This window comes from Amycolatopsis sp. NPDC006131 (genome assembly GCF_040614175.1).
In the GTDB taxonomy this organism is placed as follows: domain Bacteria; phylum Actinomycetota; class Actinomycetes; order Mycobacteriales; family Pseudonocardiaceae; genus Amycolatopsis_E; species Amycolatopsis_E tucumanensis.
Genome location: NZ_JBEXTX010000110.1, coordinates 1 through 25,381, shown reverse-complemented (window position 1 = coordinate 25,381; position 25,381 = coordinate 1). Strand labels below are relative to the sequence as shown.

At 71.7% G+C, this 25,381-nt stretch carries 21 protein-coding genes; 11 read left to right on the top strand and 10 right to left on the bottom strand.

Features of this window, described 5'->3' with window-relative positions; genetic code table 11:
• Nucleotides 1–142: 142 nt before the first annotated feature.
• The 5 genes from ABZ215_RS35890 to ABZ215_RS35870 form a co-directional block, all read right to left on the bottom strand.
• Nucleotides 143–964, bottom strand: a complete 822-nt coding sequence (locus ABZ215_RS35890; protein ID WP_354954883.1) for a hypothetical protein — start codon at nucleotides 962–964, stop codon at nucleotides 143–145.
• Nucleotides 961–1,452, bottom strand: a complete 492-nt coding sequence (locus tag ABZ215_RS35885) for a SigE family RNA polymerase sigma factor (RefSeq protein ID WP_020420459.1) — start codon at nucleotides 1,450–1,452, stop codon at nucleotides 961–963. The genes ABZ215_RS35890 and ABZ215_RS35885 overlap by 4 nt, the downstream gene beginning before the upstream one ends.
• Nucleotides 1,453–1,533: 81 nt before the next feature.
• Nucleotides 1,534–2,688: an acyl-CoA dehydrogenase family protein gene (locus ABZ215_RS35880; RefSeq protein ID WP_354954881.1), complete on the bottom strand. Its 1,155-nt coding sequence runs from the start codon at nucleotides 2,686–2,688 to the stop codon at nucleotides 1,534–1,536.
• The gene (locus ABZ215_RS35875; RefSeq protein WP_354954879.1) at nucleotides 2,685–4,646 is read right to left on the bottom strand and encodes an acetyl/propionyl/methylcrotonyl-CoA carboxylase subunit alpha; all 1,962 of its coding nucleotides are present in this window, start codon (nucleotides 4,644–4,646) and stop codon (nucleotides 2,685–2,687) included. Before ABZ215_RS35875 ends, ABZ215_RS35880 begins: the two co-directional genes overlap by 4 nt.
• A gap of 5 nt (nucleotides 4,647–4,651) precedes the next feature.
• Nucleotides 4,652–6,265 (bottom strand): carboxyl transferase domain-containing protein, encoded by a 1,614-nt coding sequence (locus tag ABZ215_RS35870; RefSeq protein ID WP_354954877.1) that lies wholly within the window; start codon nucleotides 6,263–6,265, stop codon nucleotides 4,652–4,654.
• A 155-nt stretch (nucleotides 6,266–6,420) separates the two neighbouring features.
• Between ABZ215_RS35870 and ABZ215_RS35865 the strand changes: the two genes are divergently transcribed.
• Nucleotides 6,421–6,999 (top strand): dihydrofolate reductase family protein, encoded by a 579-nt coding sequence (locus ABZ215_RS35865; protein ID WP_354954875.1) that lies wholly within the window; start codon nucleotides 6,421–6,423, stop codon nucleotides 6,997–6,999.
• Nucleotides 7,000–7,045: 46 nt separating this feature from the next.
• Here ABZ215_RS35865 and ABZ215_RS35860 read toward each other — a convergent pair whose 3' ends face one another.
• Nucleotides 7,046–7,825, bottom strand: a complete 780-nt coding sequence (locus ABZ215_RS35860; protein ID WP_354954873.1) for an SGNH/GDSL hydrolase family protein — start codon at nucleotides 7,823–7,825, stop codon at nucleotides 7,046–7,048.
• Between the two features lie 153 nt (nucleotides 7,826–7,978).
• Here ABZ215_RS35860 and ABZ215_RS35855 point away from each other — a divergent pair, with 153 nt between their 5' ends.
• Together ABZ215_RS35855 and ABZ215_RS35850 are read left to right on the top strand one after the other, a co-directional pair.
• A complete protein-coding gene (locus tag ABZ215_RS35855) occupies nucleotides 7,979–8,569 on the top strand; it encodes a TetR/AcrR family transcriptional regulator (protein ID WP_020420464.1) in 591 nt (196 codons plus the stop codon).
• Nucleotides 8,570–8,685: 116 nt separating this feature from the next.
• The gene (locus ABZ215_RS35850; protein ID WP_354954884.1) at nucleotides 8,686–9,096 is read left to right on the top strand and encodes a hypothetical protein; all 411 of its coding nucleotides are present in this window, start codon (nucleotides 8,686–8,688) and stop codon (nucleotides 9,094–9,096) included.
• Nucleotides 9,097–9,160: 64 nt separating this feature from the next.
• Here the strand turns inward: ABZ215_RS35850 and ABZ215_RS35845 are convergent, their stop codons facing one another.
• Nucleotides 9,161–9,583: a pyridoxamine 5'-phosphate oxidase family protein gene (locus ABZ215_RS35845; RefSeq protein ID WP_354954871.1), complete on the bottom strand. Its 423-nt coding sequence runs from the start codon at nucleotides 9,581–9,583 to the stop codon at nucleotides 9,161–9,163.
• 82 nt (nucleotides 9,584–9,665) lie between these two features.
• On the opposite strand from ABZ215_RS35845, the gene ABZ215_RS35840 reads away from it, so the two are divergent.
• On the top strand, nucleotides 9,666–10,670 hold the full coding sequence (locus ABZ215_RS35840; protein ID WP_354954869.1) for an AraC family transcriptional regulator: 1,005 nt from the start codon (nucleotides 9,666–9,668) through the stop codon (nucleotides 10,668–10,670).
• On the opposite strand, the gene ABZ215_RS35835 is transcribed toward ABZ215_RS35840, so the two are convergent.
• A complete protein-coding gene (locus ABZ215_RS35835) occupies nucleotides 10,591–11,730 on the bottom strand; it encodes a homoserine O-acetyltransferase (protein WP_235716222.1) in 1,140 nt (379 codons plus the stop codon). The genes ABZ215_RS35840 and ABZ215_RS35835 overlap by 80 nt on opposite strands.
• Nucleotides 11,727–13,031 (bottom strand): bifunctional o-acetylhomoserine/o-acetylserine sulfhydrylase, encoded by a 1,305-nt coding sequence (locus ABZ215_RS35830; RefSeq protein ID WP_354954867.1) that lies wholly within the window; start codon nucleotides 13,029–13,031, stop codon nucleotides 11,727–11,729. The genes ABZ215_RS35835 and ABZ215_RS35830 overlap by 4 nt, the downstream gene beginning before the upstream one ends.
• Nucleotides 13,032–13,201: 170 nt before the next feature.
• On the opposite strand from ABZ215_RS35830, the gene rdmE reads away from it, so the two are divergent.
• The 3 genes from rdmE (at nucleotide 13,202) to ABZ215_RS35815 (ending at nucleotide 17,073) form a co-directional block, all read left to right on the top strand.
• Nucleotides 13,202–14,752 carry an aklavinone 12-hydroxylase RdmE gene (rdmE, locus tag ABZ215_RS35825; protein ID WP_354954865.1) on the top strand — a complete coding sequence of 517 codons (1,551 nt, stop codon included), beginning with the start codon at nucleotides 13,202–13,204 and terminating at the stop codon, nucleotides 14,750–14,752.
• Nucleotides 14,753–14,819: 67 nt separating this feature from the next.
• Nucleotides 14,820–16,337, top strand: coding sequence for a helix-turn-helix domain-containing protein (locus ABZ215_RS35820; RefSeq protein ID WP_354954863.1), 1,518 nt, complete (start codon nucleotides 14,820–14,822; stop codon nucleotides 16,335–16,337).
• Nucleotides 16,338–16,347: 10 nt separating this feature from the next.
• Nucleotides 16,348–17,073, top strand: a complete 726-nt coding sequence (locus ABZ215_RS35815; protein ID WP_354954861.1) for an MOSC N-terminal beta barrel domain-containing protein — start codon at nucleotides 16,348–16,350, stop codon at nucleotides 17,071–17,073.
• Between the two features lie 3 nt (nucleotides 17,074–17,076).
• Here the strand turns inward: ABZ215_RS35815 and ABZ215_RS35810 are convergent, their stop codons facing one another.
• A complete protein-coding gene (locus ABZ215_RS35810; RefSeq protein ID WP_354954859.1) occupies nucleotides 17,077–18,009 on the bottom strand; it encodes a zinc-binding dehydrogenase in 933 nt (310 codons plus the stop codon).
• A 155-nt stretch (nucleotides 18,010–18,164) separates the two neighbouring features.
• Between ABZ215_RS35810 and ald the strand changes: the two genes are divergently transcribed.
• The 4 genes from ald to ABZ215_RS35790 all read left to right on the top strand — a co-directional run bounded on the left by ald (nucleotide 18,165) and on the right by ABZ215_RS35790 (nucleotide 25,254).
• Nucleotides 18,165–19,280, top strand: coding sequence for an alanine dehydrogenase (gene ald / locus ABZ215_RS35805; RefSeq protein WP_354954857.1), 1,116 nt, complete (start codon nucleotides 18,165–18,167; stop codon nucleotides 19,278–19,280).
• 274 nt (nucleotides 19,281–19,554) lie between these two features.
• Complete coding sequence (locus ABZ215_RS35800; RefSeq protein WP_027936222.1) at nucleotides 19,555–20,604, top strand: ABC transporter ATP-binding protein; 1,050 nt, start codon at nucleotides 19,555–19,557, stop codon at nucleotides 20,602–20,604.
• Complete coding sequence (locus tag ABZ215_RS35795; protein ID WP_354954855.1) at nucleotides 20,604–21,485, top strand: ABC transporter permease; 882 nt, start codon at nucleotides 20,604–20,606, stop codon at nucleotides 21,483–21,485. The genes ABZ215_RS35800 and ABZ215_RS35795 overlap by 1 nt, the downstream gene beginning before the upstream one ends.
• A 22-nt stretch (nucleotides 21,486–21,507) precedes the next feature.
• The gene (locus ABZ215_RS35790; RefSeq protein WP_354954853.1) at nucleotides 21,508–25,254 is read left to right on the top strand and encodes an ABC transporter ATP-binding protein; all 3,747 of its coding nucleotides are present in this window, start codon (nucleotides 21,508–21,510) and stop codon (nucleotides 25,252–25,254) included.
• Nucleotides 25,255–25,381 lie beyond the last annotated feature (127 nt).

Below are 25,381 nucleotides of genomic sequence, written 5' to 3'. Positions count from 1 at the left end.
GAGCAGGCTTGTCAAGGCGGGAAAGCGTGCCTTGACAAGCCTGGTCGGCGACTAAAGATCGGCTGTGGATCGGGGGCGGGGGAGGTCTGGTTGGGGTGGTCGGCTCGCTTTCGTTGCCGGGCGGCGGTTGTTGGTGGCGGTGTCAGCAGTTGTGTGTTGTCAGTTCCAGGCGGAGTGCGAAGATCTTTTGCGATGGGTCCGTGTTGAACACGTACACCGCTTTCGGGTTGCCTGGCACTGGTGCGGTGATGACGTAGTTGGCGGTCGTGGCGTTGGGGTACGCCGCCATCACTTCGGCGTCCGTCGAGCCGACTCCGATTCCCTCCAGTGTGGTCACCCCGGGCTTCGCGCTGATGCGCGCCACCCCGTAGGTGGGTGATATGTCGACCGGGCTTCCGCCGCCGCGCAGCCAGTACCGGTGGCACGGGCTGCCCGAGTAGCCCTCGCTCATGTCGAACTCGTCGGTGGCCACCGCGTCGGCCTCGCTCATGCCCAGCACGAGCCTGCCCCAGCCGGTGGGGCCGATCGTCGGGTCGGTGGACGCCGGGCGTTGCGCCGATCCGGTCGGCGTGCTGGAACTCCGCGACGGGCTGTGCGGGGTGCTGTGCGAACCCGTCATGCTCGGGACGCTCGTCACCCCCGCCGACGACTGCGGCGGCGGCACGCTGGAGCTGGTCGGGACCGGCGGCAAACCCGACTCCGGGCCGGCGCTCGTCGCGATCGTCGTCACCGGCAGGTTCGTCGCGGGCAGTGTGTCGGTCCGGCCGCCACCCACGCCGGCCAGGGCGATGCCCACCGCGGTCACCGCGACCAGCGTCAGCGCCCCACCGGTCGCCACCACCGCGTTGCGCCGGTACCTGCGTCGCCGGGCGCCGGCCACCACCAGCAGCTCCGCGCCGGGCCGGACGGGCACGTCGAGGCGCTCATCCTCGAACAGCCGGCTCAGTTCGTCCTCGAGGTTCACCACTCGTCACCCACCCCCACCAGGCTCCCCAGCTTCCCGCGCAGGCTGGCCAGCGCCTTGCTGGCCTGGCTCTTCACCGTCCCGGGGCTGATCCGCATCGCATCGGCGATCTCGGCTTCGGACAGCCCCTCGTAGTACCGGAGCACGACGACGGTCCGCTGCCGCGGCGGCAAGGCCGCGAGCGCCTGCCACAACGGCTCGTTCTCGAGCCGGTCGGGCGGGGTGTAGGGAGGCGGTTCCGGGATGTCGGCGACCAGGCTCTCCCGCCGCCTGCTGCGCCACCTGCTGACGTGCGTGTTCGCCATGGCGCGCTTCACGTACGGCAGCGGGCTCTCCGCACCGCGCAACGTCCCCCACCGGACGCCGATCTTCTCCAGGACGATCTGCACCAGGTCGGCCGCGTCATGGGGGTTGCCGGTCAGCAAGTGACCGTAACGGAGCAGCCCGGGCAACGCCGCCCGCACGAACTCCGCGAAATCCTCGTCCACCGCGCCCCCTGCTCAGCCGTCCCGGCCCGTCCGGGCGGTACACGCGCAGGGGGCGCGGCAGGTTGCCTCAGTTCACCGGATTCAGCGAAGACCCAGCTCACGGGCGATGAGCATCCGCTGCACCTCGCTCGTGCCCTCACCCACCTCGAGGATCTTCGCGTCCCGGTAGAACCGTCCGACCGGGAACTCGTTCATGAACCCGTAGCCGCCGAAGATCTGCGTCGCGTCGCGGGCGTTGTCCATCGCAGCGTTCGAGGCGACCAGCTTCGCGATCGAGGCCTCCTTCTTGAACGGCTCACCACGCAGCATCTTCGACGCCGCGGCGTAGTAGGCCAGCCGGGCGGTGTGCGCGCGCACCTCCATGTCCGCGATCTTGAACTGGATCGCCTGGTACTCGCCGATGCGGTGCCCGAAGGCCTCCCGCTCCCCCGCGTACCGCAGGCACTCGTCGACACAGCCCTGCGCCAGCCCGACGCTCAGCGCGGCGATCGCGACCCGGCCCTCGTCCAGGATGGACAGGAACTGCGCGTACCCGCGGCCGCGCTCGCCGAGCAGGTTCTCCGCGGGCACCCGGCAGTCGTCGAAGGACAACTCGTGGGTGTCCGAGGCGTTCCAGCCGACCTTCGAGTACTTCGGCGCCACCGTGAACCCGGGCGTGCCGGACGGCACGATGATCGCCGAGATCTCCTTGCCACCGCCCGGCTTCTCCCCGGTCACCGCGGTGACGGTGACCAGCCGGGTGATGTCGGTGCCGGAGTTGGTGATGAACGACTTGCTGCCGTTGATCACCCACTCGTCGCCGTCCAGCTTCGCCGTGGTGCGGGTCGCGCCCGCGTCCGAACCACCGCCGGGCTCGGTGAGCCCGAACGCGCCCAGCGCCTCCCCGGAGCACAGCGACGGCAGCCACTTCTCCTTCTGCTCCGGCGAACCGAAGCGGAACAACGGCATCGCGCCGAGCGACACGCCGGCTTCGAGCGTGATCGCCACCGACGAGTCGACCCGCGCGAGTTCCTCCAGCGCCAGGCACAGCGCGAAGTAGTCGCCGCCCATGCCGCCGTACTCCTCCGGGAACGGCAGCCCGAACAGGCCCATCCGCGCCATGCCCCGCACGATCTCGTACGGGAACTCCTCGCGCTCGTAGAAGCCGCCGATGACGGGCGCGACCTCCTTCTGCGCGAAGTCGTGCACGCTCTTGCGCAGCGCCTCGTACTCTTCACCGAGCCGGAAGTCGATCATTTCTGCTCCTTGACCACCGCGAGCGTCTCGTCGAGGGCCACCTGCTGGCCCACCTGGACGCGGAGTTCCTCGACCACGCCGTCGACCGGGGCGACCAGCGTGTGTTCCATCTTCATCGCCTCGACGACCAGCAGCGGCGCGCCCGCGCTCACCACGTCGCCCTGCGCGACCTTGACCACCAGCACCGTGCCGGGCATCGGGCTGACCACCGGGCCCGCCTCGCTCGCGTCGCCGTGCGTGGCGAGCAGGTTGGGCCGCTCGCCGACCACCACGCCGTGCCCGTCCCGGCCGAGCCACACCCGGTCCTGCGGCGCGTCGGCCCGCAGGTACCGGCGGAACTCGCCGTCGTAGTGCACCTCCAGCCGGTTCCCGTTGCGCCGCGCGGACACCGGAATCGGCTCGCCACCGTCCACAGTGACCTGTGCGGCGTCCGGCGGACCCTCGATCGTGACGAGCGCTTCGGCGTCCCCGGCACGCAGCCGGAACGTGACGCCGCCCGGCCCGCCGAGCCGCCACCCGCTGGGCACCGCCCACGGGTCGGAGGTGTCCGCCGGCACCAGCCCGAGCAGCCGGTCCATCGCGGCGGCGACGAAGAACTCCGCCGGCACCGCGGATTCGACCAGCTCGTCCAGCCGCCGCTCGACGAGGCCGGTGTCCAGCCGCCCGGCCTGCACGTCCGGATCGGCGAGCAGGCCGCGCAGGAACGTCACGTTGGTCGGGACGCCCAGCACGGACGTCCCGGCCAGCGCCCGGTCCAGCCGGTGCAGCGCGGACGCCCGGTCCGGGCCCCACGCGATGACCTTCGCCAGCATCGGGTCGTAGTTCGAGCCGACCACCGAGCCCTCGGTGAGCGAGGAGTCGACCCGGACACCCTGCCCGCTCGGCTCGTCGAGCGCCAGCACGGTGCCGCCGGTCGGGACGAACCCGCGCGCCGGGTCCTCCGCGTAGACGCGGGCCTCGACGGCGTGCCCGTTGAGCCGGATGTCGTCCTGCGTCAGGGAAAGCGGCTCACCCGCGGCGACCCGCACCTGCAATTCGACGAGGTCGAGTCCGGTCACCATCTCCGTCACGGGGTGCTCGACCTGCAGCCGGGTGTTCATCTCCATGAAGAAGAACTCGTCCGGCTTGCGCGCGGAGACGATGAACTCGACCGTGCCCGCGCCGACGTACCCGACCGAGCGGGCGGCTTCGACGGCGGCGGCGCCCATCCGGGCCCGGGTCTCCTCGTCGAGCAGCACCGACGGCGCCTCCTCGACGATCTTCTGGTGCCGCCGCTGCAGGCTGCACTCGCGTTCACCCAGGTGCAGGACCGTGCCGTGGGTGTCGGCGAGCACCTGGATCTCGATGTGCCGCGGCGTGGTGACGAACCGCTCCAGCAGCAGCCGGTCGTCCCCGAAGGCCGAGCGGGCCTCGCGCTGCGCGGACTCGACCGCGGCCGCGAGCTCACCGGGCTCGGTGACCAGCCGCATGCCCTTGCCGCCGCCGCCCGCGGAGGGCTTGAGCAGCAACGGGTACCCGACCTCGTCGGCCGCCTTCACGAAGTCGTCCACATCGGACAGCCCGGGCACCACGGGCACACCGGCGGCGGAAACCGTCGCCTTGGCCCGGATCTTGTCGCCCATGGCGTCGATCGCGCTCACCGGCGGCCCGATGAAGACCAGCCCGGCCTTCTCGCACTCGGCGGCGAACTCGGCGTTCTCCGCGAGGAACCCGTAACCGGGGTGGACGGCCTGCGCTCCGGAATCCACGGCGGCGCGCACGATGTCCGGAATGGACAGGTAACTGCGGGTCGCCTCGGCAGGCCCGATGCGGATCGCGGTGTCGGCCTCGTGCACGTGCCGCGCGTCGGCGTCGGCGTCGCTGTAGACCGCGACCGAGCGGATGCCCAGGCGCCGCAGGGTGCTGATGACGCGAACCGCGATCTCGCCGCGGTTGGCGATGAGGACTGTGTCGAACATGCCCCTCACATCCGGAAGACGCCGTAGCTGACGGGTTCCAGCGGCGCGTTCGCCGCGACCGACAACGCGAGCCCGAGCACCGTGCGGGTGTCCGCCGGGTCGATCACGCCGTCGTCCCACAGCCGCGCGGTCGAGTAGTAGGGGCTGCCCTGCTCCTCGTACTGGCGGCGGATGGGCTCCTTGAACGCCTCTTCCTCCTCGGCGGGCCACTCGCCGCCGCGGCTCTCGATCGAGTCGCGGCGCACGGTCGCCAGCACCGACGCGGCCTGCTCACCGCCCATCACGGAGATCCGGGCGTTCGGCCACATCCACAGGAAGCGGGGCGAGTACGCCCGCCCGCACATGGAGTAGTTGCCCGCGCCGAAGGAGCCGCCGATGATCACGGTCAGCTTCGGCACCCGGGCGCACGCCACGGCGGTGACCATCTTCGCGCCGTGCTTGGCGATGCCGCCGGCCTCGTATTCACGGCCCACCATGAACCCGCTGATGTTCTGCAGGAAGACGAGCGGGATCGAGCGCTTGTCGCACAGCTCGATGAAGTGCGCGCCCTTCATGGCCGACTCGGCGAACAGGACGCCGTTGTTCGCGACGATCCCGACCGGGTGGCCGTGGATGTGCGCGAAACCGGTGACCAGGGTGGCGCCGTACTCCTTCTTGAACTCGTTGAAGCGGCTCCCGTCGACGATGCGTGCGATGACCTCACGCACGTCGTACGGGGTGCGCGAGTCGGTGGGCACGACGCCGTAGAGCTGCTCCGGGTCGACCGCGGGCGCCTCGACCTGGCGGACCTCCCACGGGCGCGGGCTGCGCGGGCCGAGCGTGGCGACGATGTTGCGGACGATCGACAGGGCGTGCGCGTCGTCGTTGGCGAGGTGGTCGGTGACGCCGGACTGGCGGGCGTGCACGTCCCCGCCGCCCAGCTCCTCGGCGGTGACGACCTCGCCGGTCGCGGCCTTCACCAGCGGCGGGCCGCCGAGGAAGATCGTGCCCTGGTTGCGGACGATGACGGCCTCGTCGCTCATCGCCGGGACGTACGCGCCACCGGCGGTGCAGGAGCCGAGGACGGCCGCGATCTGCGGGATGCCGCGCGCGGACATGGTCGCCTGGTTGTAGAAGATGCGGCCGAAGTGCTCCCGGTCCGGGAAGACATCGTCCTGCTTGGGCAGGAACGCGCCACCCGAGTCGACCAGGTAGATGCACGGCAGGTTGTTGTGCAGGGCGACTTCCTGCGCGCGCAGGTGCTTCTTGACCGTCATCGGGTAGTAGGTGCCGCCCTTGACGGTCGCGTCGTTGGCGACGATGACGCACTCGCGGCCCGAGACGCGCCCGATGCCGGTGATGATGCCGGCGGCGGGGGCCTCGTCGTCGTACAGCCCGTTGGCGGCCAGGGGCGACAGCTCCAGGAACGGCGAGCCCGGGTCGAGCAGCGCGTCCACGCGGTCCCGCGGCAGGAGCTTGCCGCGTTCCACATGCCGGGCACGCGCCTTCTCGGGGCCACCCGTTCGGGCGGCCGCCAGGCGCTTGCGCAGATCCTCGACCAGCTCCGCGTGCGCGGTCGCGTTCCGGGCGTACTGCTCGCTTCGCGGGTCCGCGGAGGTGCCGAGCACCGGGAAGTCCATGACCCTCCTCATCCGACGCCGGACGTGGTTAGTAGTCGTTAACGTCAGGGTCGATGTTAACCACTACTAACGTGCGATGTCCAGATTCGGGCACACGAGGGTGTCGAATCGTGGTGAGCTCGTCCGACGAGGCAGTGAGAGACGAGGAGGACACCATGACCGCGACCTACACATTCGACGTCTTCACCAGCCTCGACGGCTTCGGCGCGGCCGGTGGCGACTGGACCGGCTACTGGGGCAAACAGGGTCCCGAGCTGCTCGAACGCCGTCTCGCCCTGTACGACGAGGAGCCGCGGATCGTCTTCGGCGCGAACACGTACCGGGCGTTCACGCAGATGTTGGCCGAGAGCACCGAGGATTCCGACGTCCGCGACCCGTGGGTGACCCGGATGCGGAACCTGCCGGCGACCATCGTGTCGTCCACGCTGCGGGAACCGCTCGACTGGCCGGACGCGACCGTGGTGAGCGGTGACGCCGTCGACGTCATCAGGCGGCTCAAGGAGGAGTCGGAGGCGCCGCTGCGCTCACACGGCAGCCTGTCGCTGAACCGGTCACTGATGGCCGCCGGCCTGGTCGACCGCCTGCACGTGACGCTCTTCCCGGTGATCACCGCCAAGACGGGGCTGGACCCGATCTTCGCCGGCGGGGCCGACTACGACCTGGAGCTCATCGAGCACCGGACGCTCGACGGGCACATCCAGGAGCTGATCTACCGGCCGACGCTGCACGGTTGACCACACGAAAGGGGGCGGCCGCACCGCGGCCGCCCCCCGGAAAACGTCAGCCCAGCGCCGCCACCAGCGACGGGTAGTAGCCCTGCGCCTGCCCGGTCGCCGTCGGGTGGTAGGACTCGTCGATCGGGTACGTCACGCTGTGCAGCCACGCCGACCCGGAGCAGATCTCGTGCCCGGTGAAAGCCGGGCGCACGTCCGCGAAGGCGAATCCCGCCTCCGAGGCCTCCTTCTGGATCACCGAGTCCAGCGCGTCGGCCCCGCTGTTGATGTAGCCGCGCGAGGTGTCGGACAGCCCGACCGCGCAGGACCCGCCGATCTTGTAGAAGTGCGGGTAGCCCAGCACGACCACCGTCGCCTCCGGGGCGCGGGAGGAGATCTCGCCGTAGGTCTTCTCCAGCAGCCCCGGCAGCGTGCCGTTGACGAACGCCTTCGCGTTGTCGATCGCGGTCTTGCAGCCCGAGTCCCCGCCGAGGATGCAGTCCTGCATGACACCCGCGAACCCGGCGTCGTTGCCGCCGACGCTGATCGTCACCAGGTCGGTCTCCCCGGACAACGCGCTCACCTGGTTGTTCAGCACGTCCGAGGTCTTCGCGCCGGAACACGCCTGGAAGTTCAGCGAAGCCGACGTCTGCCCGGCGTAGAGCACCGGGTAGGCGTTCGAGCTGCGCTTGCAGCTGGACGAGTCCAGGTAGTTGCCGGCGCCGACCCCGGAGGAGTAGGAGTCGCCGAGCGCGACGTAGTCGAGGGTGGCCGCGTTGGCCACCCCGGAGGTCAGGCCGAGCGCGGCGACGGCCGCGACGACGGTGGTAGCAAGCCTTTTCAGCACAGCGGGGACCACCCTTCGTGAGTAATCAACTCACTGAACGATTACCAGGTGCAATGCCCACAAGGGAGCCCCTTTTAGTAGGCTTTTCGGCTACCAACAGGTGACAGGAGGCGGACGTTAGCGCTCGCTAACCTGACTCGATAAGATGTTCACGTGTCGACGAGTCCCACACCGCTGGTCACCGGCGAGAAGGCCACCCGCCGCGAGGAGATCCTGAGCGCGGCCGCGGAGCTGTTCGCCCGGCACGGCTTCCACGGCGTCGGCATCGACGACATCGGCGCGGCCGTCGGCATCTCCGGCCCCGCCCTGTACCGGCACTTCCGCAGCAAGGACGCGATGCTCGGGGAGATGCTGAACTCGATCAGCCACTACCTGCTCGACGGCGGCACGGCACGCGTCGACGCGACCGCCGACCCGCAGCAGGCGCTGGCGGAGCTGGTGGAGTTCCACGTCGACTTCGCGCTCACCCACCCGTCGCTGATCACGGTGCAGGAACGCAACCTCGCGAACCTCACCGACGCCGACCGCAAGCAGGTGCGGGCCCTGCAGCGTCGTTACGTAGAGATATGGGTGAAGGTCATTCGCGATGCCGTCCCCGGAGTGGGGGAACGTCAGGCGCGCTCGGCGGCACACGCCGTGTTCGGGTTGATCAACTCCACGCCGTACAACCGCCATCTGGACGACGACGAACTGGCCGTCCTGCTGCGGCGCCTCGCCCTCGGCGCGCTCCAGTCCGCCGCGTGATCATCGCGTCACTCGTTTTTCCCACTACCATTGAACGCCTTTCCCCGGCTTTGATAGATCCCGTGACCCAGGACCGGCAGGAGCTGATCTCGCGGGCGCAGCGCGCCCTCGTCGCGATGCAGCTCGGCCGAGACGACGACGCGCTCGACGAGGTGGCCCCGTCGAGCCGGGACGAGACGCGCGAGCTGATGCTGCTCCTGTTCGAGGAGTGCAGCACGATGGTGACCACGCTCGGCGACGGCGGCAGCGCCCCGGTCAAGGTGCAGGTGTTCGACGAGACCGGGGAAGAGGTGTCGATCGACCAGGCCGACCCGCCGGTGCGCACCGCGGTCCGCACGCTGCTCGCGGAAGTGCACGGCAACGCAGAAGCCGCCGCGGAACAGGTGGAGATCGCCCTGGCGAGCGCCAACCGCGAAGAGGTGGACAGCCTGACGCTGCAGGCGCTGCGCTGGACGGTGCGGCTGTCGGCCGAGTGCCTGGAGCGGGACCTGCCGGTCACCGAGTGGATCTCCGAGGCGCTGACCTGACCGGAACGATGCGCCTTTGGCGGGAGCGGGCTGATCGCCGCGCGGGACCGGCAGCGACCCGGCGTCAGTAGTGGTAGCGGCCCACGGTCTCCGGGTGGATGACGATGCGCACCAGTTCCCCGGCCACGATCTCGGCGAGCTGAGCGGCGCGGGTCGGGTCGTCGAGGTCCCAGTAGCGGGCGGCCAGGCGGCGGCTCAGCTCGTGCGCGCCGTCCGGTTCCACCGTGACCCGGCCGGCGACCGACACCCAGCGCTCGCGTTCACCGACCGGCGCGGCGACGACGATCGAGGCGCGCGGATCGCGGCGCAGCTGCCGCATCTTGGGCGAGTCCGGCAGGGAGAACAGCTGGATCGTGCCGTCGTCGGCGGCCTCGAACCACACCGGCCGCGGCTGCGGCGGGACCGGGCCCGCCGCCACGGTCAGGAACCCGTGCAGGGGACGGCGGAGGAACTCGAGGTCGTCGGGGGTCAGTGGGCTGTCGCTCATGATCCCGATTGAACACCGCGGGCTCGGACGAGCACATGGCTGAAAGGCCGGATCACCTGTGTGATCGTCTAACCTGGTCGATGTGGACGTGTTCAGTGATCTGATCCGCGGGGTGCGCGCCCACGGCTCGCTGTTCGGCAGCACGACCCTGTCCCCGCCTTGGCACCTGCACTTCGTGGACGGCGCGCCGCTGACCCTGTGCACGGTGCTCACCGGGGAGGGCTGGATCGTGCCGGAACACCACGGGCCCGAGCGGCTGCGCGCCCGCGAGACGATCATCGTGCGCGGCCCAGGGACCTTCACCTTCGTCGACGAGCCGGGCACCCGGGCCGAGCCGGTCGCGTGCGGCGAGTTCTGCGCGAGGCCCGAGCAGGGCGGGACGCGGTACCGGCTCGGGTGGCACGACCACGGCGACGGCGCGACGACGCTGATCGTCGGCGCCTACCCGGTGCGCGGCGAGATCAGCCGCCGGTTGCTGGACGCGCTGCCCGTCGTCGTGCGCGTGGGCGACACCGCGGACACCTCCGACCCCGTGCTGGACCACCTCGCCGCCGAGGTCGCGATCGACGCGCCGGGTCAGCAGGTCGTGCTCGACCGGCTGCTGGACTGGCTGCTGGTCTGCACGCTGCGCGAGTGGTTCGACCGGCCCGGCGGCGAGCCCCCGGCGTGGTGGGCCGCCCAGCGCGACCCGGTGGTTGGCCGCGCGCTGCGCCTGCTGCACGCCGAGCCGGCGGCGCCGTGGACGGTCGCCGCGCTGGCGGAGCGCACCGGCGTGTCGCGGTCGACCCTGGCCAAGCGGTTCGCCGACCTGGTGGGTGAACCGCCGCTGACCTACCTGACCCGCTGGCGCATGACGCTCGCCGCGGACCGGCTGGTGGCGCAGGAAGCCGCGACCATCGGCGAAATCGCGCGCTCCGTCGGCTACGCCGACCCGTTCGGGTTCAGCGCGGCGTTCAAACGGGTCCGGGGCGTCAACCCGAGCGAGTTCCGGCGCGACCGGACCGGAGTCAGTGCAGCAGCGCCTTCACCAGCGCCGACACTTGCGCGACTTCGATCAGGAACGAGTCGTGCCCGTACGGCGAGGTGATCTCCGCGGCCTCGCCCGCGCCCGGGATTCCCGCCGCCAGCTCGTGAGCCTGCCGCATCGGGTAGAGGCGGTCGGAATCGACCCCCGCGATCACGCTGCGCGCGGTCACGCCGGCCAGCGCCGCGCCGACGCCACCGCGGTCGCGGCCCACGTCGTGCGTGTTCATCGACCGCGTCAGCCACACGTAGGAGGCCGCGTCGAAGCGGCGCACCAGCTTGTCCGCGTGGTGGTCGAGGTAGGACTCCACGGCGTAGCGGCCGTCGTCGAACGGGTCCTCCTCGCCCTGCGGCGACCGGCCGAACCGCTGGTCCAGCTCCAGTGAGCTGCGGTAGGTCACGTGTGCGATCCGCCGCGCGACGCCCAGCCCGCGGTGCGGGCCCCCACCCGGCGGCGCGTCGTGGTAGTCGCCGCCGCGCCAGCCCGGGTCCGACGTGATCGCGTGCAGCTGCGGCGCGGCCCACGCGATCTGGTCGGCCGAGGACGCCGCGGGCGCGGCCAGCACCAGCAACGCCGCGACCCGGGACGGGAACGTCGCCGCCCACTCCAGCGCCCGCATGCCGCCCATCGACCCGCCGAGCACCGCGGCCCACCGCTCGACACCCAGCTGGTCGGCCACCACGGACTCGGCCCGGACCTGGTCGCGGATCGTGATCCGCGGGAACCGGCTCCCCCACGTCCGGCCGTCCGGATCCGGCGACGACGGGCCGGTCGAACCCTGGCAGCCACCGAGCACGTTGGGCACCACGACGAACAGCTCGTCGGTGTCCAGCGCGCGGCCGGGCCCGATCAGGCCGTCCCACCAGCCCGGCGTGGGGTGCCCCGGCCCGGCCTCACCGGCGGCGTGGCTGTCGCCGGTGAGGGCGTGCTCGATCAGGACCGCGTTGGAGCCGTCGGAGTTCAGCGTGCCCCACGTCTCGTACGCGATCCGGTACTCCGGCAGCGAGCCACCGGCGTCCAGCCGCAGCTGTCCGCCGGCGGCCCACTGCCGCCGTCCCGGTGGATCCCCCTCCCGCCACGCACCCGTCGCAGGCGGCAGATCCACAGTGGACGGTTGCGTCACAGGGCCGCCTTCGCCGCCCGGAACCCGGCCTCGAGGTCGGCCTTGAGGTCCTCCAGGCCCTCCAGCCCCACGGCGAGCCGCACCAGGCCCGGCGTGACGCCGCTGGCGAGCTGCTCCTCCGGGCCGAGCTGGCTGTGGGTGGTGCTGGCGGGGTGGACGATGAGGCTGCGCACGTCACCGATGTTAACCAGCTGGCTGTGCAGCTCGGTGCCGTCGACGAACTTCCGCCCGGCCTCCACGCCGCCGCGCAGCTCGAACGACAGCACCGCACCGGCGCCCTGCGGCAGGTACTTCTGCGCCAGGCGGTAGTGCGGGCTCGACGGCAGGCTCGCGTAGTAGACGCGCTCGACCTCGTCGCGCTGCTCCAGCCACTCGGCCAGCGCCTTCGCGTTGCTGACGTGCCGCTCGACGCGCAGCGACAGCGTCTCGATGCCCTGCAGGATCAGGAAGCTGTTGAGCGGAGCGATCGCCGCGCCGGTGTCGCGCAGCAGCTGGACGCGGGCCTTCGCCGCGTACGCGCCGGGGCCGAGGGCCTCCCAGTACTTGAGGCCGTGGTAGCTGGGGTCCGGCTCGGTGAAGCCGGGGAAGCGGTCGCCGTGCGCGCCGAAGTCGAAGGTGCCGCCGTCGACCAGGACGCCCGCGACCGTGGTGCCGTGGCCGCCGAGGTACTTCGTGGCCGAGTGGACGACGACGTCCGCACCGTGCTCGATCGGGCGCAGCAGGTACGGCGTCGGGATGGTGTTGTCCACGATCAGCGGCACGCCCACCTCGTGCGCCAGGTCGGCGATCGTCCGGATGTCCAGGACGTCGCTGCCCGGGTTGGCGAGCGTCTCGCCGAAGAACGCCTTGGTGTTCGGGCGGACGGCGGCCCGCCACTGCTCCGGGTCGTCCTGCTGCTCGACGAACGACACCTCCACACCCAGCTTCGGCAGGGTGTAGCGGAAGAGGTTGTAGGTGCCGCCGTACAGCTTCGCGCCGGACACGATGTGGTCGCCGGCGTTGGCGACGTTCAGGATCGCCGCCGTGGTGGCCGCGGAACCGGACGCGAAGGCCAGGGCGGCCACACCGCCTTCGAGCGCGGCGAGGCGCTGCTCGAGCACGTCCTGGGTCGGGTTCATGATGCGGGTGTAGATGTTGCCGGGCTCGGCGAGGCTGAACAGGTCGGCACCGTGCTGGCTGTCCCGGAAGACGTACGACGTCGTCTGGTAGATCGGGGTCGCGCGGGCGCCCGTGGCCGGGTCGGGGCTCGCGCCGGCGTGGATCTGCTTGGTCTCGAAGGACCAGGCCTGCGACTCGGTCATCGTCGTTCTCCTTGGTGCGTGGGCTGTTCAGCGGAAGGCGCCGCCTTCGAAGTTAGCCAGATCGGATCAACGTGCCCAACCGGATCCCACGCTGTGGATTTTTCTCGCTTGCTTAATCTCTTAGTTTCTAAGATACTTGGCGAACGGGATTTCCACAGTGAGGAGGAACCATGGAACGAGTCGACGTCCTGGTCGTGGGGGCCGGGCTGGGTGGCCTGTCCGCGAGCGTGTTCCTGGCGCTCGGCGGAGTGAACGTGCTGACGGTGGAACGGCACCCGGGCACGTCGCTGCACCCGCGGGCGTCCGGGCAGACGCCGCGGACGATGGAGCTGTACCGGTTCGCCGGGATCGACCGGAAGGTGCTCGGCGTCAGCGAGCGGGCCTCGCAGGGGCTGCGGATCACCGTCGCCGCGAGCCTGAGCGGACCGGTGTTCCACCGGATCGTCGAGGACCTCGGGGAGATCGACCTGAGCGCGGCGACCGCGGCGCCGTGGGGCATGGCCGGGCAGGACGTGGTCGAGCCGATCCTGCTGGAGCGGGCGCGCGAGGCGGGCGCGGACGTGCGGTTTTCGACGGAACTGGTGTCGTTCACGCAGGACGACGACGGGGTGACCGCGGTGCTGCGCTCCCGGGCCGGTTCGGAGACGACCGTGCGCGCGTCGTACCTGGTGGCCGCGGACGGCGGGCGGAGCCGGATCCGGGAGGCGCTCGGGATCGGGACCTCCGGGCTCGGCGCGATCGCGCAGTCGATCGGGGTGGTGTTCGACGCCGATCTCGGCGACCGGCTGCTGCCCGGCGTGACCGACCTGTTCTACCTGCAGCACCCGGAGTTCACCGGCGCGCTGGTCAACACCGACGTGCCCGGCCGGTACGTGTGCGCGGTCGACATCGGGCCCGGTGAGACGGCCGACGACTTCCCCGAGGAGCGGCTGGTCCACCTGATCCGGGTGGCGACCGATCTGCCGGACCTGGAGCCGAAGATCCAGTGGACGGGCGCGTGGGAGATGGCGGCGCGGGTCGCCGACCGGTTCGCCGCGGGCCGGGTGTTCCTGGTCGGCGACGCCGCGAAGGTCACGCCGCCGACCGGCGGCATGGGCGGGAACACCGCGGTCGGCGACGGGCACGACATCGCGTGGAAGCTGGCGACGGTGCTCCGCGGCGACGCCGGACCGGGGCTGCTGGACAGCTACGAAGCCGAGCGCAAGCCGATCGCGGAAATGGTGGTCAGCACTTCGCTGCACAACGCGAAGGAGCGGATGGTGCCGGACCTCGACCTGACCGGGGTGGCCCCGCCGGTCGACCAGATGGCGCTCACGCTGGGATTCCGCTACCGGTCGGGCGCGGTGCTGGCCGAGGACGACGACCTGCTGGAGAACCCGGTGGAGCCGTCCGGCCGTCCCGGGTTCCGCGCGCCGCACGTGCCCACCGCGACCGGCTCCACCTGGGACTTCCTCGGCCACGGCTGGGTCGTCTTCGGCACCGGCGGCTGGCGCGACGCGGTCGCGGAGGTGCGCGCGGAGACGGGCATCGCGTTGGAGTACCGGGAGTGCGGCACCGATTTCGACGACCCCACGGGCGTGTTCCGCGCGCGGTTCGGGTTGGGCGACGGCGGCGCCAGCCTGGTGCGGCCGGACGGGATCGTGGCGTGGCGGAGCCCCGGCGCCGCCGCCGACCCGGCCGCCACGTTGTGGGACGTGCTGGCCCGGGTGCTGAGCAGGTAGCCGTGAGTGGCGGCGCGGGAGCCACTCGCGCCGCCACTCGCCCGCCGTCGAGCCGTATCCTGCGGAAATGGTGTCCGTCCGCAGCGTGGTCGACCGGGTGGGGCCGACGTTGCTGCACGCGGTCCAGCTGCCCGACCCCTGCCCCGCGGTCGCGGACGTGGTGATCGCCGAGCCGGGGGCGCCCGCCCAGCTCGCGGCGGGCGACCTGGTCCTCGGCGTCGCCATCAACGACCCGGCCGCCGGGGTCGAGCTCATCCGGCACAGCGCGGCGGCCGGCGCCGCCGCGGTGCTGCTCAAGCCACCGGTCGCGCGGAAACCGCCGGTCCGGCGGGCGGCGAAGGCGGCAGGCGTCGCCCTCATCGAAGTTCGCGCGGCTACCGCGTGGGCCCAGCTGGTGTGGTTGCTGCGCACCGTGCTGGACGCCGCCGCGGAGGAACCCGAGTCGCTGGAGGGGGATCCCGCCTCGGCGGACCTGTTCCGGCTCGCGGACGCGGTCGCGGCGGTCGTCGACGCTCCGGTGACGATCGAGGACACCAATTCCCGCGTGCTCGCCTACTCGGCGCGGCAGGACATCACCGACCCGGCGCGCGTGTCCACCATCATGGGCCGCCGAATTCCCGACGACGTCCTCGCGAAGTTCCGCTCCCGCGGCGTGTTCCGCGAACTGTCCCGCGGCAGGCAGACGATTTTCGTGCCGGCGCAACGGGACGGCACGCTGCCGCGGCTCATCGTGCCCATCCGGATGGGCGGCGAACTGCTCGGCTCGATGTGGGCGGTGGTGCGCGGGCCGGTGTCCGACGAGCGCGCCGCCGCGTTCGCCGACACCGCGCCGGTCGTCGCGCTGCACCTCCTCCGCCGCCGGGCCCACGCCGACGCCCAGCGGCGCGCGTCGGCCGAACTGCTGCGTGCCGTCCTGGAGGGAAAAGCCGGTCCGCGCGCCGCGATCGCCGAGCTGGAGCTGACCGACGAACCGCACCGGGTGGTCGTCGTCGACACCCCCGGCGACGACGAAGGCCTGCGGCTCGCCTTGATGGAACGGATGTCGCTGGGCATCGGGCGCCGTCCGATCGCGACGGAACTCGGCGGGCTGCTCTACACGGTCGTGCCGGACGGCGCGGACTGGCCGTCGCTGGCCGACCCGTCCCGCGGCGCGCCACGGGTCGCGGCGGGCAGCGCGGTCAAGATCGGCGAGCTGCCGCGATCACGCGCCGAGGCGGAGGAGACGCTGAGCCTGCTGCGCGCCGGCGTGATCGAGGGGCCGTCGGGCAGCTTCGACGGCCTGTGGACCGCGCTCGCGTTGCACCGCACGGCTTCGGCGGCGGCCGCGGCGGGCGTCGCCGAACTCGGGCCGCTCGAACAACTCCGCGAGTACGACCGGATCAACGGCACGGGCTACGTCGACACGCTGTACGAGTGGCTGCGGCACCCCGGGGACCCGCGCTCGGCGGCGCAGGCGTTGCGGATCCACCCCAACACGTTCCGGTACCGCATGCGGCGCGTGCTCGAACTCGTCCCGCTCGACCTGGACGACCCGGACGTCCGGTTAGCATTGCTGGTCCAGCTGGTCGCCGTGCGCTGGTCGTAGGAGGGTTTCCGTGTTCGAGGGGTCGGTTGCCGGGCTGCACCGCTGGCCGGTGAAGTCGTTGCGGGGCGAGGAGGTCCGCGCCGCGCGCTTCGACGGGCGGGGCATGGCGGGCGACCGGGCGCACGCGCTGGTCGACGGGCGGGAGAAGCGCCGCGGGAAGGTGCTGACGGTGCGCCAGAACCCGCCGATGCTCACCTGGGGCGCGGAGTACGGCGCCGAGGTGATCGACCCGCCGAAGCCCCCGATGCTGCGCGCGCCGGACGGCCGGTCCTGGTCCTGGGACGAGCCCGGCCTGGCGGACGCGCTCGCCGGGTCGTTCGGGATGCCGGTGGAGCTGCGCGCGGCGGACGGGCAGCAGGACCGCGGCCCCACCGTGCTGGTCACGTTCGAGGCGTCGCTGGCAGCGCTCGCGGCGGAGCTCGGCAAGCCCGTCGAACTCCACCGCTTCCGCCCGAACATCCACCTGACCACCGACGCCCCCGCCTTCGCCGAGGAGGACTGGACCACCGGGACGACGCTCGACGTGGGCGAGGTGTCGCTGGAGGTGACCGGTGACCACGCCGGACCGTGCATCCGCTGCGCCGTGCCTAGCTGGGAGCCCTCCGGCCGGGAGCGGTGGCCGGAGTTGCAGACCCACCTGATCGACCGGCACGCCAACAAGTTCGGCGTGATCATGCGCGTGACGCGCGCCGGGGTGGTGGCGGTCGGGGACACCGCCGACGCCCGCCCCGCCTGAGGGTCACACCTCCAGCAGCGTCTTGCCGATCGTCGCGCGGTTTTCGATCGCCCGGTGCGCGTCGGCGGCCCGGTCCAGCGGGAAGCGTTGTCCCACAAGCGGTTTCACCCGGCCGGCGGCGGCTTCGGCCAAGACCCACTCGGTGGCGGCCCGCAGGTCGGCCGGGCTGCCCAGCGGGCCCCGGTGCAACACCACGCCGCGCGCGGCGGCCTCCTCCTCGGACACCTCCGTCCACGCGCCGCTCGCCAGGCCGTAGCTGAAGTGCCGCCCGCCGCGCTGCACCAGACCGAACGCGGCCGCCCCGATCGCGCCGCCCACGCCGTCGAACACCACGTCCACCGGGCCGACCCCGGCGGCCCAGTCCGGCTGCGTGTAGTCGACCACCAGATCCGCCCCGAGGTCCCGGGCCACCGCCGTCTTCCGCGAGCCGCCTGCCGCCGCGACCACCGTCGCGCCCGCGTTGCGCGCCAGCTGCACCAGCAGGCTGCCCACGCCACCCGCGGCGGCCTCCACCAGCACCCGCTCCCCCGCCGACACGCCCGCGGCGCGGATCAGCGCCGTCGCGGTCCGGCCGTCGGCCAGCAACGCCACCGCGTCGTCCAACGCCAAGCCGTCCGGCACGCGGAACGGCGCCGCCGCGTCCACCACGACCCGCTCGGCGTACCCGCCCGACCCGTTCAGGCTCGTCACCACCCGCGCGCCCACCAGCTCCGCCGGCCCGGAAAGCACCACCCCGCCGACCCCGTTGCCCGGGATCACCGGCGGCTCCGCGCGGAACGGCCCGGGCCGACCCGCCCGGAACTGCGTCTCCACGAAGGTCGTGTTGGCGAACGTCACACCGACGAGCACCTGCCCGGGACCGGGCACCGGATCCGGCGCCTCACCGGCGACGAGCACCTCGGGCCCGCCGAACTCCCTCAACCACACCGCTCTCATGAAGATCATCCTGCGATCTCGACCAAGGTGGAGGTCAAGACCTTGTCCTGCGGGCACCACCCGAGCGGCGGAGAATTGTCGGCGAGGCACGATGACACCGCCATCCGGGTGGTTCACCGTGGTCAGCACCACGTCCACGGATGCAGGAGGAAGCAGTGCGCATCGCCGTCCCCCGCGAGGTCAAGAAGCACGAGTACCGCGTCGCCGTGACCCCGGCCGGGGTGCACGAACTGACAGCGCGGGGTCACGAGGTCTTCATCGAGGCCGGCGCCGGCATCGGGTCCGCCATCAGCGACGACGAGTACGTCTCCGCGGGCGCGAAGATCCTCGCCACCGCCGACGACGTCTGGGCGGAGGGCGAGATGGTCCTCAAGGTCAAGGAGCCGGTCGCCGAGGAGTACCCCCGGCTGCGCCGCGACCAGGTGCTGTTCACCTACCTGCACCTCGCCGCGGACCGCCCGCTCACGCAGGCCCTCCTGGACGCGGGCACGACCGCCATCGCGTACGAGACCGTGCAGCAGCCCAGCGGCGCGCTGCCGCTGCTGGCGCCGATGTCCGAGGTCGCCGGGCGGCTCGCCCCGCAGGTCGGCGCCCACTCCCTCATGAAGCCCAGCGGCGGCCGCGGCGTGCTGCCGGGCGGCGTGCCCGGCGTGCACCCGGCGCGGGTGGTCGTCATCGGCGGCGGCGTCGCCGGCCTCAACGCGGCGCGGATCGCGCTCGGCCTCGGCTCGGACGTCGAGATCCTGGACACCAACGTGGACCGCCTGCGCCAGATCGACCACGACTTCGCCGGCCGCATCCGCACCGTCACCTCGAACGCCTTCGCCGTCGAGCAGGCCGTGCTGGAGGCCGACCTGGTGATCGGCGCGGTGCTGGTGCCCGGCGCGCGGGCGCCCAAGCTCGTCTCCACCGACCTGGTCGCGCGCATGAAGCCGGGCAGCGTGCTCGTGGACATCGCGATCGACCAGGGCGGGTGCTTCGCCGACTCGCACCCGACGACGCACGACGACCCGACCTACACCGTGCACGAGTCCGTCTTCTACTGCGTGGCGAACATGCCCGGCGCGGTTCCGCGCACCAGCACGTACGCGCTGACCAACGTCACACTCCCCTACGCCGTCCAGTTGGCCGACCACGGCTGGCAGGCCGCGCTGCGCGCCAACGGCCCGCTGTCGCTCGGCCTCAACGCGCATGACGGCGCGCTGGTCAACGGGCCCGTCGCACAGGCACACGACCTGTCGCACACGCCGCTGGCCGACGTCCTCGCCTGACCCCGGTGGGCGGTCCCGCGTCAGGGACCGCCCACCCCACCACCGAACGTGTGAAGAACTTTTCAGACCAACATGGGCCCCCGCGTAAGCGAAGTCCGGGGATACCACCTAAGCTTGTACGTGGCGGCCCGCTCCCAGTGACCCCCAGGCTGGTTGAGCGGGCCGCCCCTTTGTGCGCACCCTCCCCGACACGCGGCACCCGGACGGGTTGAACCGGACACGAGTAGGGCACTATGTGCCCGCGATCAAGTTCACCGGGCCGGGAGGGGCGCGCATGCAACACGACGGCAGCGGCCGGATATTCGTGCAGAACCTGAGCAAACACTTCGGGCCGGTCGCCGCGGTGCAGAACCTGAGCTTCGAGGTCCGTCCCGGCTCGGTCACCGGCTTCCTCGGCCCGAACGGCGCCGGAAAGACCACCACGCTGCGCATGTTGCTCGGACTGGTCACGCCGTCGGCGGGTGTCGCCACCATCAACGGCCGCCCGTACCAGCAGCTGGGCAACCCGGCGCAGGTCGTCGGCGCGGTGCTGGAGAACGAGGGCTTCCACCCCAAGCGCACCGCGCGGAACCACCTGAAGGTGTACGCCGCGGCGATCGGCGCGCCGGACAACCGCGTCGAGGAGGTGCTGGGCCTCGTCGGGCTCTCCGGCGCCGCGGACCGCCGCGCGGGCGGGTTCTCGCTCGGCATGCGGCAGCGGCTGGCGCTGGCGACCGCGCTGCTCGGCAACCCGCAGGTGCTGGTGCTGGACGAGCCGGCGAACGGCCTCGACCCGGAGGGCATCGTGTGGCTGCGCAACTTCCTGCGCGCCTACGCCCGCGAAGGCCGCACCGTGCTGGTGTCGAGCCACCTGCTGTCCGAGGTGGAGCAGACGATCGACCAGGTCGTCATCATCAGCCACGGCGTCACGCGCTACTACGGCCCGCTGGACCAGCTGCGCAGCAGCCAGCAGTCGCGGGTGCTGGTGCAAGCGGCGGACGCGAACGCTCTCGTGAAAGCGCTTCAGGAAGCCGGCTTCACGCAGGTGGAGCCGACGCCGGACGGGCGCGTCGCGGTGGTCGGCGCGACCCGCCAGCAGATCGGCGACCTGGTCGCGAAGTCCGGGATCGCGGTGTACGGGATCGAGGAGGAGCGGGCGGACCTGGAGAAGCTGTTCTTCCAGCTGACCAGCCCGCAGTATGCGGGAGCGCCGCAGCAGCCGTACGGCCAGCCGCCGCAGCAGGGCGGCTGGGGCGGCCCGCCGCCACCGGGATACCCACCGCAGCAGCAGTACCAGCAAGCACCGCCGCAGCAGGGGCACGGCGGCTGGGGAGGACAGGGCTGATGGGCCGGTTGATCAAGGCGGAGTTCCGCAAGACGCTCAGCCTCAACACCTGGTGGATCCTGATCATCCCGCTGGTGCTGGTCGCGTTCTGGATGTCGTTCGCGTGGGGCAAGATCACCAACGACTTCGCCGACTGGATCGGCTCCGGCACCGCGCGGATCATCGCCGAGCAGGCCGGGGTGTCCGCCGACGCGCTGCCGGTCGGGTTGCTGAGCATCGCGCACGGCGTGAACATCGCGCAGCTGGTCCCCGCGATCTTCGGCGTGTTCGCGCTGGCCGGCGAGTACAACAGCAAGACGATCACCACGACGTTCCTGACGGCGCCGAACCGGGTGTCCGCGCTGACCGCGAAGATGATCACCTACATCCTGTGGGGCGCGCTGTACGGTCTGCTCAGCTTCGCGGTCTCGGCGCTGGCGACGGCCATCACCGTGGACGGCGACCGGCTGCCCACCGGCGGTCAGTGGCTCGCGGCTTTCGGCGCCACCGTGCTCGCCTACATCCTGGTGACGTTGTTCGGCATCGGGTTCGGCGCGGTGCTGAACAAGGTCGTGCTGGCCGTGATCCTGCTGATCGGGTACTTCCTGATCGTGGAGAACGTGCTGGTCATCGCGATGTGGAACACCACCGACGTGCTGGGCGCGATCCTGCCGAACAGCACCGCGAACGGCATCGTCGGCGGTGTCGCCGCGGAGGCGTTCGGCATCGACTCGATCAACCTGCCTGGTGGCGTCGAGCACTGGGACAAGCTGGGCCTGCAGCTCTCGGCCGGTGCGCCGGGCCTGATCTCGTGGTGGGCCGCCGCGCTGGTGTTCCTGGCCTGGACGCTGGTGTTCTTCGTCGGCGGCTGGGCCTCCAACCAGCGCCGCGACATCACCTAGGCGCACACGCGCATAACCTGGCGTGGTGACTGTCGCACCACCACGCACTGTCGAAAATCCCGGGACCGGATGGATCCGCCGGCTGGCCGCGGCCTGCTGGCGCCATCCGGTCCTGGTCGTCTCGTCGCTCGCCGCGGCGGTGTTCAGCGTCGGCCTGCAGGCCGCGAGCCCGCTGCTGGTGAAGGTCGCCGTGGACGACGCGGTGGCGTCGCAGACCGGGCGGCTCGGCCTGCTGGTCGCGGGGCTGATCGGCGTGCAGCTGCTCATGTTCGGCACCGCGTTCGTCCGCCGCTACCTGGGCGGGCGGCTCGCGCTGGACGTGCAGCACGACCTGCGCCAGCGGGTGTTCGACTCGGTGTCCCGGCTGGACGGTGGCAAGCAGGATTCGCTGCGCACCGGCCAGGTGGTGTCGCGGGCGATCACCGATCTGCAGCTCGTCGTGTCGCTGTTGTTCGTGGTGCCGCTGTCGGCGGGCTCGGTCGTGTTCGCGGTGTTCTCGGTCGCCGCGATGCTGTGGATGTCGCCCGGCCTGACGGTGATCGCCTTGATCGTGGTGCCCGCGGTCGCGATCGTCGCGGGCATGGCGCGCAAGCGCCTGTTCCCGGCCACCTGGTCGGCGCAGCAGCGGGCGGCGGACGTGGCGCAGCACGTCGAGGAGACCGTCACCGGCGTCCGGGTCGTGAAGGGTTTCGGGCAGGAGGCCAGGGAGGTCGCGCGGCTGGAGAGGACCGCGCGGCGGCTGTTCGCCGAGCGGCTGCGGGCGGCGCGGCTGGCCGCGGTGCCCACGGCGACGACGTCGGCGCTGCCCGCGGCCGGGCAGGTCGCGGTGCTGGCCTTCGGCGGCATCCTGGCGCTCAACGGGCAGGTCACCCTCGGCACGTTCCTCGCGTTCGCCAGCTACGTGTCCGGCCTGATCGGGCCTGCCCGCATGATGTCGGCGCTGGTGGTGCAGGCCCAGCTGACCCGTGCCGGCGCGGAACGCGTGTACGAGCTGGTGGACGCCCAGCCGGAGGTCACCGATCCGGCCGAGCCGAAGCCGCTGCCGGACGGCCCGCTCGGCATCGAGCTGGACGGCGTGCGCTTCGGCTACACGCGCTCGGAACCGGTGCTGGACGGGCTGAGCCTGCGTGCGGAACCCGGCGAGACGCTGGCGCTGGTCGGCACCGCGGGTTCCGGCAAGTCGACGATCTCGTTGCTGTTGCCCCGCTTCTACGACCCGCACTCGGGCAGTGTGCGGCTGGGCGGCTGCGACGTGCGGGACGTGAAGCTGGCGGAGCTGCGCCAGGCGATCGGCGTGGTGTTCGAGGAGGCGTTCCTGTTCTCCACGTCCATCCGCGACAACATCGCCTACGGCCGCCCGGACGCCAGCGACGAGGAAGTGATAGCCGCGGCGAAGGCGGCCGAGGCACACGAGTTCATCTCCGAGCTGCCGGACGGCTACGCCACCCAGGTCGGTGAACGCGGCCTGACGCTGTCGGGCGGTCAGCGGCAGCGGCTGGGCCTGGCGCGGGCGCTGCTGACCGATCCGCGGGTGCTGATCCTGGACGACGCGACGTCCGCGGTGGACACGGTCACCGAGGCGGCGATCTACGAGACGCTGCGCTCGGTCACCGCGACGCGCACGACGTTGCTGATCGCGCACCGCAAGTCGACCTTGTCGCTGGCCGACCGGATCGCGGTGCTCGACGCCGGCCGGGTGGTGGACGTCGGCACGTACGACGAGCTGGCGGAGCGCTGCGAGCTGTTCCGCGAGCTGATCGCCGGGCCCGGCGAGGGCGTGGAGAACGTGCACAAGCGTGACTGCGTGGCGAGCCCGGAAACCGGGACCACGCCGGCACTCTGGCCGGAGACCGGCGAGCGGGACGCGGTCGACGAGCTGGCCGAGGCGGCGCAGCAGCGGAACGCGCCGGCGCCGATGCCGGGCAGCGGGGGCATGGGCGCGAGCAGCGCGCTCAACGCACCGCCGACGGCCGAACTGCTGGAGGGCGTGCGCAAGCTGCCGCCCGCCAAGGACAAGCCCGCGCTGGCCCCGGATTCGGTCACCGCGCCCGATCCCGGGTTCCGGCTGGGTTCGGCGCTGCGTCCGGTGCGCGGACTGCTGATCGCCGCGGTGCTGCTGGTCGGGCTCGACGCCGCGGCGTCGATCGCGTTGCCCGCGCTGTACCAGCAGGGCGTCGACCACGGCGTGCGTCCCGGCCTGCCGTGGGTGGTGTGGCTGTGCGCCGGGATCGGCGCGTTCATCATCGCGATGGACTGGTTCGTGATCGCGGCGCAGACGCGGATCACCGCGCGGGCCGGTGAGACGGTGCTGTACTCGCTGCGCGTGCGCAGCTACGCGCACCTGCAGCGGCTCGGGCTCGACTACTACGAGCGCGAGCTGTCCGGCAAGATCATGACGCGGATGACGACCGACGTGGACGCGTTGTCGACGTTCCTGCAGACCGGTGTCGCGCAGGCGGTGATCAGCGCGCTGACGCTGGTCGGGATCACCGGGGCGCTGCTGATCACCGACGTGTCGCTGGCGTTGTACGCGTTGTCGGTGGTGCCGGTGCTGGTGATCGCGACGATCATCTTCCGTCGCCTGTCCAGTGCGGCGTACACCGAGGCGCGGGAAAAGGTCAGCGCCGTGAACGCCGACATGCAGGAGAACGTGAGCGGTCTGCGGGTCGCGCAGGCGTACAGCCGGGAGGAGCGGTCGGCCGAGGACTTCGCGTCTCGGAGCGACGCGTACCGGCGGTCGCGGCTGCGGGCCCAGCGGTATGTGGCGACGTACTTCCCGTTCGTGACACTGCTTTCCGGGGTCGCCGAGGCGATCGTGCTGGTGGCGGGCGCGAACCGGGTCGCGGACGGCACCCTGGCGGTCGGTGTGCTGCTGGCGTTCCTGCTGTACCTGAACCTGTTCTTCTCGCCGATCCAGCAGTTGTCGTCGGTGTTCGACGCCTACCAGCAGGCGAAGGTCGGCCTGCACCGGATCGGCGACCTGCTGCGGACGCCGACGTCGGTGCCGCCGCCCGCGGACCCGGTGCCGGTGCCCGAGCGCCTGCGCGGCGAGGTCGCCTTCGACGCGGTCGACTTTTCGTACACAGGCACGGAATCCCTCGCCCTGACCGATGTTTCGCTGAAGGTGTCGCCGGGTGAGACGGTCGCCCTGGTCGGCGCGACCGGCGCCGGGAAGTCCACAGTGGTCAAACTGGCGGCGCGGTTCTACGACGCGACGAGCGGCAAGGTGAGCATCGACGGCGTCGACGTGCGCGACTACGACCTGGCCGGGCTGCACCGCCGGATGGGCGTCGTGCCGCAGGAGGCGCACCTGTTCTCCGGCACCGTGGCCGACAACGTCCGGTACGGCAACCCGTCCGCGTCGGACGCGGAGGTCGAAGCCGCGGTGCGCGCGGTCGGCGCGGTGGACGCGATCGCCGCCCTGCCGCAGGGCTTCCACCAGCCGGTGGGCGAACGGGGCCGTTCGTTGTCCGCGGGGCAGCGGCAACTGGTCGCACTGGCCCGCGCGGAACTGGTGGACCCCGACGTGCTGCTACTCGACGAGGCGACGGCCGCACTGGACCCGTCCGCGGAAGCCACGGTCCTCGCCGCAACGGAAACAGTGGCCAAGCGCCGCACGACTTTCGTGGTGGCCCACCGCCTGGCGACGGCTTCTCGCGCCGACCGGATCGTGGTGCTGGATCACGGAAGGATCGTGGAGCAAGGCACCCACGAGGAGTTGTTGGCGGCCAACGGCCACTACGCACACCTGTGGAAAACAGGCGCATAGCGCCATCTTTGAACCAAACCCGAGCTGGGTGGTCATCCCGTCGCCTGACACGCAACGATCACCTTGAGCCAGGGCCGCAACCCTCGCTGGGTCCGGCAGCCGAGAACACAAAGCTTGCGGCCCTGGC

Excerpts from the sequence above, each read along its gene's own strand:
- ABZ215_RS35880 (WP_354954881.1), bottom strand. The coding sequence starts at position 2,688 with ATGATCGACTTCCGGCTCGGTGAAGAGTACGAGGCGCTGCGCAAGAGC.
- ABZ215_RS35875 (WP_354954879.1), bottom strand. The coding sequence starts at position 4,646 with ATGTTCGACACAGTCCTCATCGCCAACCGCGGCGAGATCGCGGTTCGC.
- ABZ215_RS35870 (WP_354954877.1), bottom strand. The coding sequence starts at position 6,265 with ATGGACTTCCCGGTGCTCGGCACCTCCGCGGACCCGCGAAGCGAGCAG.
- ABZ215_RS35865 (WP_354954875.1), top strand. The coding sequence starts at position 6,421 with ATGACCGCGACCTACACATTCGACGTCTTCACCAGCCTCGACGGCTTC.
- ABZ215_RS35850 (WP_354954884.1), top strand. The coding sequence starts at position 8,686 with ATGCAGCTCGGCCGAGACGACGACGCGCTCGACGAGGTGGCCCCGTCG.
- ABZ215_RS35845 (WP_354954871.1), bottom strand. The coding sequence starts at position 9,583 with ATGAGCGACAGCCCACTGACCCCCGACGACCTCGAGTTCCTCCGCCGT.
- ABZ215_RS35830 (WP_354954867.1), bottom strand. The coding sequence starts at position 13,031 with ATGACCGAGTCGCAGGCCTGGTCCTTCGAGACCAAGCAGATCCACGCC.
- rdmE (WP_354954865.1), top strand. The coding sequence starts at position 13,202 with ATGGAACGAGTCGACGTCCTGGTCGTGGGGGCCGGGCTGGGTGGCCTG.
- ABZ215_RS35820 (WP_354954863.1), top strand. The coding sequence starts at position 14,820 with ATGGTGTCCGTCCGCAGCGTGGTCGACCGGGTGGGGCCGACGTTGCTG.
- ABZ215_RS35810 (WP_354954859.1), bottom strand. The coding sequence starts at position 18,009 with ATGAGAGCGGTGTGGTTGAGGGAGTTCGGCGGGCCCGAGGTGCTCGTC.
- ABZ215_RS35800 (WP_027936222.1), top strand. The coding sequence starts at position 19,555 with ATGCAACACGACGGCAGCGGCCGGATATTCGTGCAGAACCTGAGCAAA.
- ABZ215_RS35795 (WP_354954855.1), top strand. The coding sequence starts at position 20,604 with ATGGGCCGGTTGATCAAGGCGGAGTTCCGCAAGACGCTCAGCCTCAAC.